The organism is Chitinimonas taiwanensis DSM 18899 (assembly GCF_900119825.1).
GTDB classification, from domain to species: domain Bacteria; phylum Pseudomonadota; class Gammaproteobacteria; order Burkholderiales; family Chitinimonadaceae; genus Chitinimonas; species Chitinimonas taiwanensis.
Window position 1 is genome coordinate 400,389 of the sequence record NZ_FPKR01000001.1, and the last position, 15,404, is coordinate 415,792.

General features: G+C 61.8%; 13 protein-coding genes. 7 read left to right on the forward strand and 6 right to left on the reverse strand.

Annotation, left to right across the window (positions count from 1 at the left end; translation table 11 throughout):
* Nucleotides 1-175: 175 nt before the first annotated feature.
* Nucleotides 176-1,942 (reverse strand): lipoprotein N-acyltransferase Lnb domain-containing protein, encoded by a 1,767-nt coding sequence (locus BT173_RS01815; RefSeq protein ID WP_175545530.1) that lies wholly within the window; start codon nucleotides 1,940-1,942, stop codon nucleotides 176-178.
* A gap of 86 nt (nucleotides 1,943-2,028) precedes the next feature.
* Complete coding sequence (locus BT173_RS01820; RefSeq protein ID WP_072426895.1) at nucleotides 2,029-2,391, reverse strand: adenosine deaminase; 363 nt, start codon at nucleotides 2,389-2,391, stop codon at nucleotides 2,029-2,031.
* Nucleotides 2,392-2,787: 396 nt separating this feature from the next.
* On the opposite strand from BT173_RS01820, the gene tkt reads away from it, so the two are divergent.
* The 5 genes from tkt to fba all read left to right on the forward strand — a co-directional run bounded on the left by tkt (nucleotide 2,788) and on the right by fba (nucleotide 9,440).
* Nucleotides 2,788-4,782 carry a transketolase gene (gene tkt, locus BT173_RS01825; protein ID WP_072426896.1) on the forward strand — a complete coding sequence of 665 codons (1,995 nt, stop codon included), beginning with the start codon at nucleotides 2,788-2,790 and terminating at the stop codon, nucleotides 4,780-4,782.
* 351 nt (nucleotides 4,783-5,133) lie between these two features.
* Nucleotides 5,134-6,150, forward strand: coding sequence for a type I glyceraldehyde-3-phosphate dehydrogenase (gene gap / locus BT173_RS01830; protein WP_072426897.1), 1,017 nt, complete (start codon nucleotides 5,134-5,136; stop codon nucleotides 6,148-6,150).
* Between the two features lie 152 nt (nucleotides 6,151-6,302).
* A complete protein-coding gene (locus BT173_RS01835; protein ID WP_072426898.1) occupies nucleotides 6,303-7,472 on the forward strand; it encodes a phosphoglycerate kinase in 1,170 nt (389 codons plus the stop codon).
* Between the two features lies 1 nt (nucleotide 7,473).
* Nucleotides 7,474-8,310, forward strand: a complete 837-nt coding sequence (locus BT173_RS01840; RefSeq protein ID WP_072426899.1) for a DUF4349 domain-containing protein — start codon at nucleotides 7,474-7,476, stop codon at nucleotides 8,308-8,310.
* A gap of 65 nt (nucleotides 8,311-8,375) precedes the next feature.
* Nucleotides 8,376-9,440: a class II fructose-bisphosphate aldolase gene (gene fba, locus BT173_RS01845; protein WP_072426900.1), complete on the forward strand. Its 1,065-nt coding sequence runs from the start codon at nucleotides 8,376-8,378 to the stop codon at nucleotides 9,438-9,440.
* 66 nt (nucleotides 9,441-9,506) lie between these two features.
* Here the strand turns inward: fba and BT173_RS01850 are convergent, their stop codons facing one another.
* Nucleotides 9,507-10,349, reverse strand: a complete 843-nt coding sequence (locus tag BT173_RS01850; RefSeq protein ID WP_072426901.1) for a hypothetical protein — start codon at nucleotides 10,347-10,349, stop codon at nucleotides 9,507-9,509.
* 145 nt (nucleotides 10,350-10,494) lie between these two features.
* Between BT173_RS01850 and BT173_RS01855 the strand changes: the two genes are divergently transcribed.
* Nucleotides 10,495-11,649: a methionine aminotransferase gene (locus BT173_RS01855; RefSeq protein WP_072426902.1), complete on the forward strand. Its 1,155-nt coding sequence runs from the start codon at nucleotides 10,495-10,497 to the stop codon at nucleotides 11,647-11,649.
* A gap of 6 nt (nucleotides 11,650-11,655) precedes the next feature.
* Here BT173_RS01855 and BT173_RS01860 read toward each other — a convergent pair whose 3' ends face one another.
* Nucleotides 11,656-12,165: a DUF3291 domain-containing protein gene (locus BT173_RS01860; RefSeq protein WP_072426903.1), complete on the reverse strand. Its 510-nt coding sequence runs from the start codon at nucleotides 12,163-12,165 to the stop codon at nucleotides 11,656-11,658.
* 143 nt (nucleotides 12,166-12,308) lie between these two features.
* Between BT173_RS01860 and BT173_RS01865 the strand changes: the two genes are divergently transcribed.
* On the forward strand, nucleotides 12,309-13,361 hold the full coding sequence (locus BT173_RS01865) for a sensor domain-containing diguanylate cyclase (RefSeq protein ID WP_072426904.1): 1,053 nt from the start codon (nucleotides 12,309-12,311) through the stop codon (nucleotides 13,359-13,361).
* A gap of 912 nt (nucleotides 13,362-14,273) precedes the next feature.
* Here the strand turns inward: BT173_RS01865 and BT173_RS19105 are convergent.
* Nucleotides 14,274-14,537, reverse strand: coding sequence for a hypothetical protein (locus BT173_RS19105; protein WP_139255995.1), 264 nt, complete (start codon nucleotides 14,535-14,537; stop codon nucleotides 14,274-14,276).
* A gap of 104 nt (nucleotides 14,538-14,641) precedes the next feature.
* The gene (locus BT173_RS01870; RefSeq protein ID WP_072426905.1) at nucleotides 14,642-15,352 is read right to left on the reverse strand and encodes a hypothetical protein; all 711 of its coding nucleotides are present in this window, start codon (nucleotides 15,350-15,352) and stop codon (nucleotides 14,642-14,644) included.
* Between the last annotated feature and the right edge of the window lie 52 nt (nucleotides 15,353-15,404).

Here is a 15,404-nt window from a genome sequence, read left to right on the forward strand (position 1 = left end):
AAGAATTCCTCAATAAGGCACAGGCTTAGGGCTAGGGACAGGCCAAACAAGCAGCCTGTATGCCATGGGAATTCTGCCACGCCACCACGCTGCCTCGCAGCTGTACTGCACAAACTTGGTGTGTACGCGGCATGGCCTGCCTGCCAATGGCGCAGCGCAGACGACCTGCCGCGCCTCAGAAATAGCGTTTGAAGTGCAAGCTGAGCTCGCGCCGAGCCAAGCCGGGGCGTCGCTTGTAGCGATAGTCGAACACCAGCGCATTGCGTTGGTCGATGGGCAGGAATTGCGTGGCCTGCCAGCTGTGCAAGCCGATGTTCTGGCCGCTTGCGCGACTGTGGTAGCGATAACGGAGTAGTGATTTCATGCCGCCTATCTCACGCACAATCAGGCCCAGCTCGGGTTCCAGGCTGAGATAGGCGCCCTTGTCGGCATAAGCGGCACTGGCGCCCGCCAGCGCATAGAGATCGACATCGGCCGCGATACGCCGGCTCAAGCCCAATCCCCCATGTACGGCTGGCTTGGCCCGGCTACGCAGATCGGCCTGATTCTGCGGCAGCCAGCCTAGTTCGAAACGACCAGACCAGCCTTGCGTGAAGCTGTCGTAGGGAATCAGGGATTCCACCCCGTAAACCGTCAGTGCGCCTAGACGCAACTTGCCATCACGCAGGCCTTGCTGCAGCGCCAGCTCAAACAGCCGCAAGGCGTTCTCGCTGAAGTACTGGCGATTATCGTCTTCCAGACGGTGCGAAGCCGGCAGCAAGCGGAGCTCCACAACCCCATCCTCACCCTGCTCGCGCCACCCCACGCTGAATTGCGCGTCAGGTGGCGTTGCGGTCGGCTGCTTGTACTCGCCGGCGTCCAGCGTTTTGCCTGTGTGCGAGCGTTCGCGCAGTGCACCAAGCTGCTGCTCGTAGGCCTGCCAGCTAGCGTGGGTGCGCTGCCCCTGTTCGTACAGATAGCGGTTATAGGCGCGCGCCAGTTCCAGAGCGAAAAAGCCATTCGGGGTGGCTTCGGCGCTGCTTGCCGGAGGCTGCGACTGGTGAACCGCGCGCTGTACCTCGTCCCGAGCAGCGCTGGGCAGCTGCTCATTCAGGCTACGCACCAGCCAGCGGCTGGCGGGCTGTACATGGGTGCTGGCAATGGCGCCGGCAGCCTTGGCTTCCTTGATGACATCCAGCGGTGTTAGCCAGCCACCGCGAGGTTCTCGTAGCGTAGGGTGCGCCAGTGAGACGATGAAGTTGACCAGCGTGGCGCAGTTATAACTGTCAAAGAAGTACGTGAGCTCAGTCTGACGTAGTTCATGTAGATGCAGCTGGATCAGCTCGCGACTGGGTTCATCGAGGGCCAGCTGGTATTCCCAGATATTGCGCTGCTCGCCGGCCAGATAGCGCGCAACGGGCTCGCTATAGGGCGATAGTGTGTAGTAGCCGCGTTTGCCCACCAGCAGGCTTTCATAGAACAGCTTGGGCAGATTGGCCGTGGCGGTATCGGTAAAGAAGGAGATCGCGTGCGCCAGCGGTCTTTGCTGGGCATCTCGGCCGCTAATCTTGAGCAGCAGATGGCCCATCATGCTTGAAGGCTGGCTCAGGTTTTCAGAGGCAAACACCAAGGATGCGGTTTCCAGCGGCGCACGTTGGCGGAATTCTTCCAGCGCGCTGCAATGCGCCAGCGGGCGACGAGGCATGCCTAACTGGCGGGCCAGCCAGAGCTGGCGTGCCGGAAAGCGGCAGACGGCCGACTCGGCCTCAGCGCCATACAGCAGGGCCAGGGTTTGCTCCAGGGTGGCTTGGGCGCCAATACCCGGTTCACCCAGCTGAAAGTTCGGGTCGAGAATGCGGGCCTTGCCGCCGCTGATATGCAGCAGCGATAGCCAAGTGGGGTGCTCGGCCAGTTTGAGTAGACGGGCCTTTTCCTGCAGCGCAGTGACCGTGAGCGCCGGCATTTCGTCTGCCCGGGCGGTGAACGTACCGAGCAGCAGGCAAAAAAAAGCGGCTAAAAAGCCGCTTTTCTGAAGCGTGTCAGCCAGCATTACTTGCAAGCAACGACGATGCTGTCTTGGTAAGCCCACATCTTTTCGGTGGCGTAGTCGGTGGTCGAACCGAAAGCACCGCCGCTCAGGATGTTGATGAAGAACTTGGAATCCACCTTGCTGGCCATGGCGGTTTCCTTGGCACAGTTCGGGGTTTCGCTGACCAGCACCTTGTCGGTCTTCTGACGCTTCACTTCCACCACGCCGGGGGCGGTGAAGGTCTTGCCATCCACGCTCAGCTTGGCTTCGGCGCCGTTGGAGGTGGAGACATTAATCTTCTGCGTTTCTTCGTTCAGGATCGAAGCACAGCCAGACAGCAGGACAACGGCGCCAGCGGCAGCAGCCAGAATGATCTTTTTCATGGAATTCATACCCTCGTTAAATAGTTATTTACTGCACCCGCTCAGGCGGGGCGGCGCATCATACGCGTGCAGTAGCGGGGGCGGCAAACGCGAATAGGACATGCAGCGGGATTGCCACAGCCCCCCTGCTGCCTGGTAGTCCGCTAACAAAATTGCCTATTCCTGCCTGTAGTAATCCTACGGTAAGGCGCGGATTTCTGGCTATTTATCAAAGACTTGGCTTGCCGCATTGCACCTCAGCGGCGATAATGCGCGCGATTTTCCCCGGCCCGCCGTTGGCGCGGGCCGTTTGTTTTCTTCATGTGCGCGCTGTTGCGCCGGCCGTTCTCACCCCCTTCGTGGATGGCCTGGCTGCCCGGTATACGCAAACAAGTTCTTGATTGGAAAGAGACCTCGATGGCTGCCTCCCGTACCCAACTCGCCAATGCGATCCGTGCCCTGTCCATGGATGCCGTGCAACAGGCCAATTCCGGCCACCCCGGTGCGCCGATGGGCATGGCGGAAATTGCGTTGGCGCTGTGGGGTAGCCACCTCAAGCACAATCCGAACAACCCGAAGTGGGCCGACCGCGACCGCTTCGTGCTGTCCAATGGCCACGGCTCGATGCTGATCTATTCGCTGCTGCACCTGACCGGCTACGCGCTGCCGATTGAAGAGATCAAGAACTTCCGCCAGCTGCACAGCAAGACCCCGGGCCACCCCGAGTATGGCTACGCCCCGGGCGTGGAAACCACTACCGGCCCGCTTGGCCAGGGCATCACCAATGCGGTGGGCATGGCCATGGCCGAAAAACTGCTGGCAGCCCAGTTCAACCAGCCCGGCCACACCATCGTCGACCACCACACTTATGTGTTCATGGGCGACGGCTGCCTGATGGAAGGTATTTCGCACGAAGCCTGTTCGCTGGCCGGTACCTGGGGCCTGGGTAAGCTGATCGCCTTCTGGGACGATAACGGCATCTCCATCGACGGCCATGTCGAAGGCTGGTTTACCGACAACACCCCGAAGCGTTTCGAGGCCTATGGCTGGCATGTGATTGCCGATGTGGACGGCCACGATGTAGACGCCGTGCTGGCCGCCATTGCCGCCGCCAAGGCCGAAACCAGCAAGCCGACCCTGATCTGCTGCAAGACCGTGATCGGCAAGGGCTCGCCCAACAAGGCCGGCACCCATGATGTGCATGGCGCCGCACTGGGTGCTGTCGAAGTGGCCGCCACCCGTGAAGCGCTGGGCTGGAACCACGCGCCGTTCGAGATTCCGGCCGAGGTCTACGCCGGCTGGGATGCCAAGCAGAAGGGCGCTGCCGCCGAGAGCGACTGGAACGCCAAGTTCGCCGCCTACCGCGCTGCTCACCCCGAGCTGGCTGCCGAGTTCGAGCGCCGCATGGCCGGTGAGTTGCCTAAGGATTGGGCCGAGTTCAAGGCCGCCGCCATTGCCAAGATCAATGAAGCCGCCCAGACCGTGGCCACCCGCAAGGCCAGCCAGATTGCGCTGGAAGCCTTCTCGCCCAAGCTGCCGGAATTCCTGGCCGGTTCGGCCGACCTGACCGGTTCCAACCTGACCAACTGGTCTGGGTCAAAGTGGATTGATGGCGAAGGCAACGGCAACTACATCAGCTACGGCGTGCGCGAGTTCGGCATGGCCGCCATCATGAATGGCATGACCCTGCACGGTGGTCTGCGCCCCTACGGCGGCACCTTCCTGATGTTCAGCGAATACGCGCGCAATGCGCTGCGCATGGCCGCGCTGATGAAGATCAACCCGATCTTCGTGTTCACCCACGATTCGATCGGCCTGGGCGAAGACGGCCCGACCCACCAGCCGGTTGAGCAGACCGCCACCCTGCGCTATGTGCCGAATATGGATACCTGGCGCACCTGCGATACCACCGAAACCGCGGTGGCTTGGGCTGTGGCAGTGGAGCAGAAGACCCGCCCGAGCAATCTGGTGCTGAGCCGTCAGAACCTGGCCTTCATGGCGCGTACCGAAGCGCAGATCGCCGATATCGCCAAGGGCGGCTATGTGCTGCGCGAAGCCGAGAGCGGTGCTGCTCAGGTCGTGCTGATCGCCACCGGTTCGGAAGTGGACCTGGCGGTGAAGGCTCAGGCCCAGCTGGCCACCGAAGGCATCCGTGCCCGCGTGGTGTCCATGCCCTGTACCAATCTGTTTGACCGCCAGGATGCCGCCTATCGCGCCAGCGTACTGCCCAAGGGCACGCCGCGCGTGGCGGTGGAAGCCGGCGTGACCGATTTCTGGCGCAAGTATGTGGGCCTCGAGGGCGCCGTGGTCGGTATCGACACCTTCGGCGAATCGGCTCCGGCCCCAGCCCTGTTCAAGGAGTTCGGCATCACCGTGGAAGCAGTGGTGGCCGCAGCCAAGAGCGTGCTGTAAGCCTTTGTAGTTTTGTTGCAAAGCAAAAAGCCCCGCCAGCGCGGGGCTTTTTTCATGCAGCTGGCGAGTATGCGTCGGGCGTGACTGCCTGGTGCGGCAAGCCTGCCACCGCCCTTGATTTGCATGCGTTCTAGCGCCAGCCAGCATTACCCGCCGCTAAGCTGCTCAGGAAGACCCTGATTTGAGTAAGGCTAATCGGCATACGCATCCATGCGTGATTTCCCCATGCCGCAGCGCAGCAAATGGCGGCTTTTGTAGTCCCCTTTCAGCCGGGGGCGCAGTTACAATCGCGGCCTTTGTAGTTTAATTGGCGCCAACTACATTCGGCTGCCCAGTAAGGAGAATCCCAGCATGTCCATCCGCATCGCCATTAATGGCTACGGACGCATCGGCCGCAATGTTCTGCGTGCAATTTATGAACTGAACCGCGGCCAGGATTTCAAGGTCGTCGCCATCAATGCCTCGGGCGACATCGACACCAATGCCCATCTGACCAAGTTCGACACCGTGCACGGCCGCTTCAATGCTGACGTGCGCGCCGATGGCGACTGGCTGCGCATCAACGACGAGCACATCCGTTTCTTCTCCACGCGCAACCCGGCCGAATTGCCCTGGGGTGAACTCGGCATCGATATCGTGCTCGAGTGCACGGGTGCCTTCACCAGCAAGGCCAAGTGCCAGGCGCACCTGAACGCGGGCGCGAAGAAGGTGCTGATCTCGGCCCCGGGCGACAAGGATGTGGACGCCACCATCGTTTACGGCGTCAACCACGATATCCTGACCCGTGATATGACCGTGGTGTCGAATGCCTCCTGCACCACCAACTGCCTGGCCCCGCTGGCTAAGGTGCTGAATGACCATATCGGCATCAGCAAGGGCCTGATGACCACCATTCACGCCTACACCAATGACCAGGTGCTGACCGATGTGCGTCACAAGGATCTGCGCCGTGCCCGTTCGGCCACCCAGAGTCTGATCCCGACCAAGACCGGCGCTGCCGCCGCGGTAGGCCTGGTGCTGCCCGAGCTGAACGGCAAGCTCGACGGCTTCGCCGTGCGCGTGCCGACCATCAATGTGTCCATGGTTGATCTGACCTTCCAAGCCGGTCGCGCCACCAGCAAGGAAGAGATCAACGCACTGATGCGCGATGCCGCCGGCGGTGGTCCGCTGAAGGGCGTGCTCGGCTACAACGATCTGCCCCTGGTCTCGATCGATTTCAACCACACCAATGAAGCCTCGATCTTCGACAGCACGCTGACCAAGGTCAGCAATGGCGATCTGGTCAAGGTTGGTGCTTGGTACGATAACGAATGGGGCTTCTCGGTGCAGATGCTGAATACCGCACGCGCCATGATGGAAGCGAAGTAAACCCCGGCATCACCGTGAACGCCATGGCCATGCGCCATGGCGTTTGCATTTGCGGCGCCCGCCACAGCTGGCGCGGCTGTAGTGGCTCGCGCCGCCCTACACGCGCGGCGCGAGCTAGACTCACCTTTTCCCACCTTGCGACCCAAGCTGCCATGAACTTCAAAAAGCTCACCGACCAAGCCCTTGCCGGCAAGAAAGTCCTGATCCGTGTCGACATGAATGTGCCGGTCAAGGACGGCAAGATCGGCGACGACACGCGCATCCGTGCCTCGTTGGCCACCATTGAACACTGTCTGAAGGCCGGCGCCGGCGTGGTGCTGATGACCCATCTGGGCCGCCCGACCGAGGGCAGCATCACCGAGGAAGACAAGCTGGCCCCGGTAGCTGCGCGTCTGGGTGAACTGCTGGGTCGCGACGTACCCGTGATCACGGACTGGACTGGTTTCTCGGTCAAGGCCGGTGAATTGGTCATGTTGGAAAACATTCGCACCAATGTGGGCGAGAAGAAGAACAAGGATGAACTCGGCCAGGCCTACGCGGCGCTGTGCGATGTGTTCGTCAACGATGCCTTCGGTACCGCGCACCGCGCCGAAGCGTCCACCCATGCGGTGGCCAAGTTCGCGCCGATTGCCTGCGCTGGCCTCTTGCTGAGCGCCGAACTTGACGCACTGGGCAAGGCGCTGGCCCAGCCGGCACGTCCGCTGGTGGCCATTGTGGCCGGCTCCAAGGTGTCGACCAAGCTGACCATTCTCGAATCGCTGGCCGACAAGGTCGACCAGCTGATCGTCGGTGGTGGCATCGCCAATACCTTCCTCTTGGCCGAGGGCAAGCAGATCGGCAAGTCGCTGGCCGAAGCCGATCTGGTCGAACAGGCGCGCGCCGTGATCGCCAAGATCCGCGCACGGGGCGGCGATGTGCCGCTACCGACCGATGTGGTGGTAGGCCAGAAGTTCGACGCCAATGAAGCGGCCGTGGTCAAGCCGCTGTCGGCTGTTACCGAAAGCGACATGATTTTCGATATTGGTCCCGATTCGGCCGCGCAGCTGGCCGAGGTGGTGGCCAAGGCCGGCACCATCGTCTGGAACGGCCCGGTCGGCGTGTTCGAGTTCGACCAGTTCGGCAAGGGCACCGAGGCGCTGGCGCGCGCGATTGCCGCCAGCCCCGCTTTCAGCATTGCCGGCGGTGGCGACACCCTGGCTGCGGTGGCCAAGTACGGCGTCACCGAGCAGGTCGGCTACATCTCCACCGGCGGCGGCGCCTTCCTCGAGTTCCTCGAAGGCAAGACCCTGCCAGCCGTGGACATCCTGGCGCAGCGCGCCTGATATGCGCGCCCGCGCATTCTTGCCCCTGCTGGTCTGCAGCCTGCTGGTGGCGTGCGGGCAGCGTGATGCGGGCGCCGAGTCGGCCGCTTACGCCGCTGCCGCCCCCGCTGCCGATGCCCCGATGGCGGAAGCCAAGCTGGCCGAGGGCGGCGAGCAGGCCAGTCGGCGTTATCTGGCCATCAGCCATAGTCTGGAAGTGGAGACGCCGGCCGAGCAGGTCGAGCCGCTGTGGCGCGAGGTGCAGCAGCAGGCACTGAGCATGGGCGCCGACCTGATCAGTGCGGAGCTCAGCCGCAGCGATCTGCAGGCGCCGGCGGCCAGCCTGTCGCTGCGCCTGCCGCCCGCACAGGTGCCGGCCCTGTTCGCCCTGCTGGCCAAGGGTGGCGAGCTGGTCAATACCCGCACCGATAGCGAAGACAAGAGTGCCGAGGTGATTGATGTCGAGGCGCGCCTGAAGAATCTTAGCGAGGCGCGCGACCGCCTGCGCGTACTGATGAACGAGCGCGGCGCCAAGCTGGCCGATGTGCTGGAAGTGCAGAAGGCGTTGACCGAAACCCAGAGCCAGCTCGACAGCTGGCAGGAGCAACGCAAGCTGCTCGCGCAGCAGACCGAGAAGGTGAAGATCGAGCTGCGCATCCATGCGCCGCGTAGCGCGATCGAGCGCAGTGCGCTCGCCCCCTTGCGTGATACCTGGCAGCAGCTTGGCTACCAGCTCGCGCAGAGTCTGGCTGCGCTGCTGTCCTTCGTGGTGGTCGTGCTGCCCTGGATGCTGCTGATCGTGCCGGCCGGCTTGTTGATCCGGCGCGGTTGGCGCAAGCGGCGTAGTGCAAAAATGTAGTCGTGATTACGACACTACAAGGCTGCTAAAATCCGCCCAAATCAACCGCCTTACGGAGTTTTGCAATGTCCCTCGTTTCGATGCGCCAGTTGCTCGATCACGCTGCCGAGAACGGCTACGGTCTGCCGGCCTTCAATGTGAACAATCTGGAGCAGGTGCTGGCCATCATGCAGGCCGCCGACGAATGCAATAGCCCGGTGATCATGCAAGGCTCGGCCGGTGCGCGTAAGTACGCGGGCGAAGCCTTCCTGCGCCACCTGATCCTGGCCGCTACCGAGGCGTATCCGCATATTCCGGTGGTCATGCACCAGGACCACGGTGCTTCGCCGGCCGTGTGCATCCAGGCCATGCGCTCGGGTTTTTCCAGCGTGATGATGGATGGCTCGCTGATGGAAGACGCCAAGACCCCGTCCAGCTACGAGTACAACGTGGATGTGACGCGCAAGGTGGTCGAAATGGCCCACGCGATCGGCGTGAGCGTGGAAGGTGAGCTTGGCTGTCTGGGCAGCCTGGAAAGCGGCATGGGCGAGAAGGAAGACGGCCACGGCGCTGAGGGCGTGCTCAGCCACGACCAGCTCTTGACCGACCCGGATGAAGCGGCTGACTTCGTGAAGAAGACCCAGGTCGATGCACTGGCGATTGCCATCGGCACCAGCCACGGCGCTTACAAGTTCACTCGCAAGCCCACTGGCGATATCCTGGCCATCGAGCGCATCAAGCAGATCCACGCGCGCATTCCGAACACCCATTTGGTCATGCACGGCAGCAGCAGCGTACCGCAGGAATGGCTGGAGATCATTCGCCAGTATGGCGGCGAGATGAAGGAAACCTACGGCGTGCCGGTGGAAGAGATCGTCACTGGCATCAAGTACGGCGTGCGCAAGATCAATATCGATACCGATATCCGCCTGGCCATGACCGGTGCGACCCGCCGCTTTCTGGCCACCCAGAAGAGCGAATTCGACCCGCGTAAATTCCTCAAGGAAGCCACCGTGGCGGCCAAGGATATCTGCAAGCTGCGCTTCGAAGCCTTCGGTTCGGCCGGCCAGGCCAGCAAGATCAAGCCGATCAGCCTGGAAAAGATGTCCGATCTGTACAAGAAGGGTGAACTGGCTGCCGTGGTGAAGTAAGCCACCGCCGCTGTTTCACATGAAACGCCCCGCTAATGCGGGGCGTTTTTGTTTGCTGCGGCTGGTCTAGGCTTGGCCGCAGAAGAACACCGACAGGTAGTAATTGGTGCGCTGGCCGACCGGGCGGTTGTCCAGTGTGACCGGCACGGCCCGTTGGAGCAGAAAGCGCAGCGCATTGGCTTGCGCCTCCTCATCCGGCGTGGCGGCAATCTTGTAGCCGACGATGTTATAGCCGGGCAGGCGGTTCACCTCGGCCTTCAGCTCGCGCAGGCGTACGCGGTCGAATACCCCGCTGTGGGCTTTCAGGGCCGTCGCCGCCTGTTGGGCCAGCGCCTGCTCTGTCGGGCGGCCCTGGCAATAGAACACATCGATATCCCAGCGCTGCAATAGGGCCAGGGCCTTGGCCTCGTCCCAGCCACCCGGTGCTTGCGGGCTGGTCTGGCGCGGGGCGGCATCGGTCTTTTCGGCGCGCGCCGCCAGCTCCTGGCTCTCGGCCGCTACCACGCGGTAGGCCTGCGCCTGGCTGACCAGCTGCTGCTTCTGTTCCTGGTTGGCGGCACGCTGGCTGAGCGCGCTGATCAGTTGCTCCTGCAGCTGCGGGTCATCGCGCAGCAGGCTGGTGACCAGGGACTGAGCCGCGGCCACATGGTCGGCGCGCACACGCTCCTCGGCCTTCAGCGCGTCGACCACCTCCTTGTAAACCGTCAGATGCAGGTCCACCAGCTGCTTGCGCTCATCGCGCTCATCCTGGCGCTGGGCCAGCACGGTATCGACATTCTTCTTGATCGTATCGACCGCAGACACCTGCCAGGCGCTATAGGCCGCGGCAATGGCGATGATGATTTCCACCAGCAGCTTGAAACGGCTCAGCCCACTGCTGGCCGGCTTGGGTTTGTCTTCCTCGCTCATGACGGCTTTCCTCCTGGCTCGGTAGTGGGCCGGTCGGGCCAGCGCGGCGCGAGCGGCCCAGTTACATTGACATACCGATAGGCTATTTGCCGCCCGTACCGCCACACGGCAGGATGGCGCCATCGTCCTCAACGCGGCGCCCACCATGCCCCTCCAATCCAAATTTCCCGACCTCGGTCTGACCATCTTCAGCCGCATGAGCGCGCTGGCGCAGGAAACCGGCGCGATCAATCTCTCGCAGGGCTTTCCCGACTTTGCCGTGGATGCTGATTTGCAGGCTGGCGTGACCCAGGCCATGGCGGCGGGTCACAATCAGTACGCGCCCATGCCCGGCCTGCCGGCCTTGCGTGCGGCGATTGCCGCCAAGTTCGCCAGTGCCTATGGCCTGGCGGTGGACGCGAATAGCGAGATCACCGTAACGGCCGGTGCCACCCAGGCGCTGTACACGGCGATTGCCGCCGTGCTGCGTGCGGGCGATGAAGCGCTGATTCTGGAGCCGGCCTACGACAGCTACGCCCCGGCCATCGTGGCTCAGGGCGCGCTGCCGGTGCGCGTGGCCTTGGCGCCGCCCAGCTTTGCGGTGGATTGGGATGCCGTGGCGGCCGCCATCACGCCGCGCACGCGCCTGATCATCGTCAACAACCCGAATAACCCGGCCACCAGCGTGTTCAGTCGCGCCGACCTCGATGCGCTGGCCGCGATTGCCGAACGGCATGATTTGCTGGTGCTCAGCGACGAGGTGTACGAGCACCTGGTGTTTGATGGCCGCCAGCACGCCAGCGTGCTCAGCCATGCCGGCCTGCGTGCGCGCAGCTTTGCCGTGTACTCGTTCGGCAAGACCTTCCATGCCACTGGCTGGAAGATCGGTTATTGCGTGGCTACGCCCGAGCTGACGGCGGAATTTCGCAAGCTGCACCAATACCTGGTGTTCTCGGTGTCCACCCCCATGCAGGCCGCGCTGGCCCAGCACCTGGCCGAACCCACCCACTGGCAGGGCCTGGCCGGCTTTTACCAGGCCAAGCGCGACCGCCTGGCCCCGGGCCTAGAGGCGGCGGGCTTCCGGCTGCTGCCCAGTGCCGGCACCTATTTCCAGCTGGCCGATTACCGCGCCATCCGCCCCGATCTGGGCGAGCTGGCCTTTGCCGAATGGCTGACGCGCGAATACGGCGTGGCCAGCATCCCGGTATCGGCCTTCTATGCCGATGGACGCGACCACGGCTTGGTGCGCTTCTGCTTTGCCAAGCGCGAAGACACGCTGGATGCCGCGATCGCCAAGCTTGGCCGCCTGGCACGCGGCTAGGCGGCTTTAGTCAGCCGGGCAGGTATCGCTCGGCTGCTCGGCCGACGGCCCAGCTGCTTGCGCGGGTGCGGCATCGGGTGGGGGAAAGGCGTGTTTGAACGTGAAGGCCTGCGCACTCGGGCCATGCGTTTGCAGCAGGGCCAGACGCTCGGCCGCCTCGCTCAGGCTGGGCTGGTGGCCGTGCGGCACCCACCACAGCACGGCATAGGCCTCACCCATGCGTTCGAACCACTCGCGCCGCCGGCGCATGATCTCGACGTGCGCGCTCTTGAAGGCGTAATCGCTGAGCGCCTGCACATCGCGCCACACCGACATATTGACCACCACCTGATCGCCAAACGGCCGCAAGTCCGTGGCATCGCCACCCTCGTCCTGCAGCCGCCATTCAAAGCCGGGCGATTGCTCGGCCAGCCGATTGATGCGATCCAGATTGGCTACGAAGTCGGCCAGCAGCGGCGAATCGAGCGGGGCTTTCAAGGTGGCGATATTGAGCTGGGCCAGGCGGTAACAGGACACGGGGCACTCCTTCGGTAGGGTTTGGATGCGGGCCTTGCTCGCTCAGATATCAGGGCGCGACGTGGAATTCCCAGCTGCCACTAGCGGCTGCGGCCATCTAAAATGGAAGCCATCCCTGTCGACTACCGCTGCGAGACCTTCTCTTGGACCCTATTCTTGCTCAGCTGTCGTATGCCTTGCCCGGCGCCAAATCGATCGAGCAGATTACCCGCCCGCTGCTGGAGATGCTCGGTGCGGCCACGGGCCTCGAATCGACCTATCTGACCGAAATCGACCTCCAGCGTAATGTGCAGCATATCCGCTATGCGCGCAATACCGGTGGGATGCAGATACCCGAAGGCCTGTCCGTGCCCTGGTCCGACACCCTGTGCAAGCGCGCGCTGGACGAGGGGCGCATGTGCACGAGCGATGTACCCAACTGCTGGGGCGATTCCGAAGCCGCGCGCGCACTGGGTATCCAGACCTATGTCAGCGCCCCGGTACGCGGCTCGGATGGTGAGCTGCTCGGTACGCTGTGCGCCGCCAGCGCCAGTCAGCAGTCGGTGAATGCGGCCGCACTGTCCGTCCTGCAGCTGTTCTCCAGTCTGGTGGCCAGCTTTATCGAACGCGAGCAGCTGGTGGCCGACCTGCAGGCGGCCAATCGCCAGCTACGCAGCTATGCGCTGAGCGACCCGCTGACCGGCCTGCCCAACCGGCGCGCGCTGATGGATGAGCTGCAGCGTCTGCTAGCACGCGGCCGGCGCGAACGTTGCTGCGTGCTGATTGGCCTGATTGACCTGGATGGCTTCAAGGCCATCAACGACCGCTATGGCCACCAGCAGGGCGATCTTTTCCTGCAGCAGGTCGCCCAGCGCCTGAGCGCCGACCTGCGCGGTTCGGACCTCGTGGGCCGGCTGGGCGGCGACGAATTCCTGCTGCTCTGCCCCGGCCCCATCCTGGAGGCCGACGCCGAGTTGGTTGGCGCGACGATACGCAGCGGGGCCGCCTTTCAGGCTGTCCAGTGCCTGCAGGAACGCACCTTCCTGGCCACGCGCGGCCTGTACACGCTGGACACCCAGGCCTTCGACTACCAAGGTGCCAGCGTGGGTGTAGTGGCCCTGCAAGCCGACCAGCTCGACCCGGACGAGGCGATCCGGCTGGCGGATGCGCAGATGTATGAGATCAAGCGGATCAGGAAGCAGCATGCGCGGGGGTAGGTGGGTGAGGCGCCTGCCTGGGCTGACAGCACGGGTGCCCGCTGCACTGATGTTTCGCTAGCTAGGGTGGGCAACGTGTTGCCCACCGGTTTGGTTTTTTAGCGGCTTTGCCGCGAATCCCACGCTGCGCGTGGTTTAGGGCGGGGGTTCGTCCCGCAGCCGCCTGACTTTCTTTGTCTTGCCATACCCCTTCGGGGCACAAGAGAAAAGTAAGCAAAAGAAGGCGCGCCCGCTAAGCCGGTCGCTACGCGACTGCCCTGCGCTTGGGCACTGTGGCGGGCGGCGGCAGAACTCGCCCGCTACGCGGGCTCAAACAGCTGCCGCCGACGGCCCCCGCCAAAGCCCCCAAGCTTCGGCGGCTTAGAGGGCAAAGGGCGCAGCTCCACCTGCTTTGATTTGTTGTGACCATGGACGAGGTGTCCGTGCTTTGTTTGCAGTCCGCCTCCAGCGCATCGCAACTCGCGGCACCCTCACCCCAACCCCTCTCCCGGTGGGAGAGGGGCAAAACAACACCAGATTTTTGCGGCGCCAATGCCCAAGCACCGCCCGTTCTACGGAGCGCCCAATGCCCTCGGTACTCGCCGAGCAGCACAGAAGCTCGCGGGGCTTTCCGGGGCAAGCTGTTTGAGCCGGCCGGAACGGGCGGCGAGTTCTTGCCCCGGCCGCGAGCTTCGCGCAGCGCAGGGAACCGGCCAAAGGCCGGCGAGACCGCGGGCGCGCCTTCTTTTGCTTACTTTTCTCTTGTGCCCCGAAGGGGTATGGCAAGACAAGAAAAGTAAGGCGGCTGCGGGACGCACTCCCGCCCTAAACCACGCGTAGCGTGGAGTTCGCGGCGTTAGCCGCTAAACAGATAAACCCGGTGGGCAACAAGTTGCCCACCCTACTTGGCTCTTATCGCAACCCGCATAATCCTCAATAATTTTCACCATCGCTTTGAGATGGAGCGTTGCCATCCGAATAGTACCAAAGTGCGGTAATTTTCTCCTTTAGCTCGGGATTAATCACGTACTCTTCCCTTTCAGAATCCCAAATGCCTAAATCGAGTTGTGAAACTTCGCCTGTGTCAGAAATCTTTGCAAGAGCTTGTTCATTATAGAAAACATAGTTCTCTGCAACGGCATTTGTATGAATTATTAGTCCGGTGGCTAAGCAAGTAAATAGAGTTAAATTCCGCATGGGTGAGATATTCCATTATTGGTTAAACAGGGTTGCATTTAATCGGCTGCATGTTCGCTGAGGCCAGATGGCTTTGCGTTTCCTTCGGCATGTATTGCAAATATTCAATTGCACCATTTGGGAGGTTTCGTTGCAAGAAAGCAGCTGTTGCTATTCATGGTGTGTAAATAGAAATTTTCAAGATGCCCAAGCTTCTCCCATGTTGTTTTGGGGTCGCTGTTCTCGAATTCATTGAGCCCAGTCACGGTTTTTCTCATGCCGCTAAGATAGTTCGTGCTCGCCTCGGTAATGTCACCGCTATTGCGCATGAAGCTGCGCGATTCTTTTCCGATTAATCGGAATCCGCCGTTTTGATAGCGGAAATTGAACTCGTCGTTGTTAACGGCATAGCTGCCGCAACTTAACCAATAATTCAAGCGAATGTGAAGAATATTGTTCTTTATCTTAATGGCATCTTCGTCAAGTGGATCCTGTAGGCAAGTATTGTCTGGGTCATCTTTGGTGGGCAGAAATCGTTCTGCCATCAGTGCTTTCTGGTATCCCTTATCTTGCTTGAATAAGATCAGAATGGCACGTGGATTGAGATTGAGCGTGCGACCTTGATGCTCTGGATGCGGGACATAATTTCTTAGCCGATCCGCTATTAAGGTAAGCACTAGGTCAATTTTTTTATCATTGTTCAGATCCCCCTCTGTGTGGGAAACCAATTTCCAGTGCTTGGGAATGTACTCAGCTTTGAACGCATCGTTGAGATCGATCGCCGCTACCTGGAGCGAGAACGGTATGCACAGTGTAATTAGGTATCGCATATTCATAAATTATTGATTTGATGGGGACTATAGTCTGGCACGTTCATATGGAGATCAA

Coding starts and splice junctions, on each gene's coding strand:
- BT173_RS19105 (WP_139255995.1), bottom strand. CDS start 14,537: ATGCGGAATTTAACTCTATTTACTTGCTTAGCCACCGGACTAATAATT.
- BT173_RS01835 (WP_072426898.1), top strand. CDS start 6,303: ATGAACTTCAAAAAGCTCACCGACCAAGCCCTTGCCGGCAAGAAAGTC.
- gap (WP_072426897.1), top strand. CDS start 5,134: ATGTCCATCCGCATCGCCATTAATGGCTACGGACGCATCGGCCGCAAT.
- BT173_RS01820 (WP_072426895.1), bottom strand. CDS start 2,391: ATGAAAAAGATCATTCTGGCTGCTGCCGCTGGCGCCGTTGTCCTGCTG.
- fba (WP_072426900.1), top strand. CDS start 8,376: ATGTCCCTCGTTTCGATGCGCCAGTTGCTCGATCACGCTGCCGAGAAC.
- tkt (WP_072426896.1), top strand. CDS start 2,788: ATGGCTGCCTCCCGTACCCAACTCGCCAATGCGATCCGTGCCCTGTCC.
- BT173_RS01855 (WP_072426902.1), top strand. CDS start 10,495: ATGCCCCTCCAATCCAAATTTCCCGACCTCGGTCTGACCATCTTCAGC.
- BT173_RS01850 (WP_072426901.1), bottom strand. CDS start 10,349: ATGAGCGAGGAAGACAAACCCAAGCCGGCCAGCAGTGGGCTGAGCCGT.
- BT173_RS01870 (WP_072426905.1), bottom strand. CDS start 15,352: ATGAATATGCGATACCTAATTACACTGTGCATACCGTTCTCGCTCCAG.
- BT173_RS01840 (WP_072426899.1), top strand. CDS start 7,474: ATGCGCGCCCGCGCATTCTTGCCCCTGCTGGTCTGCAGCCTGCTGGTG.
- BT173_RS01815 (WP_175545530.1), bottom strand. CDS start 1,942: ATGCCGGCGCTCACGGTCACTGCGCTGCAGGAAAAGGCCCGTCTACTC.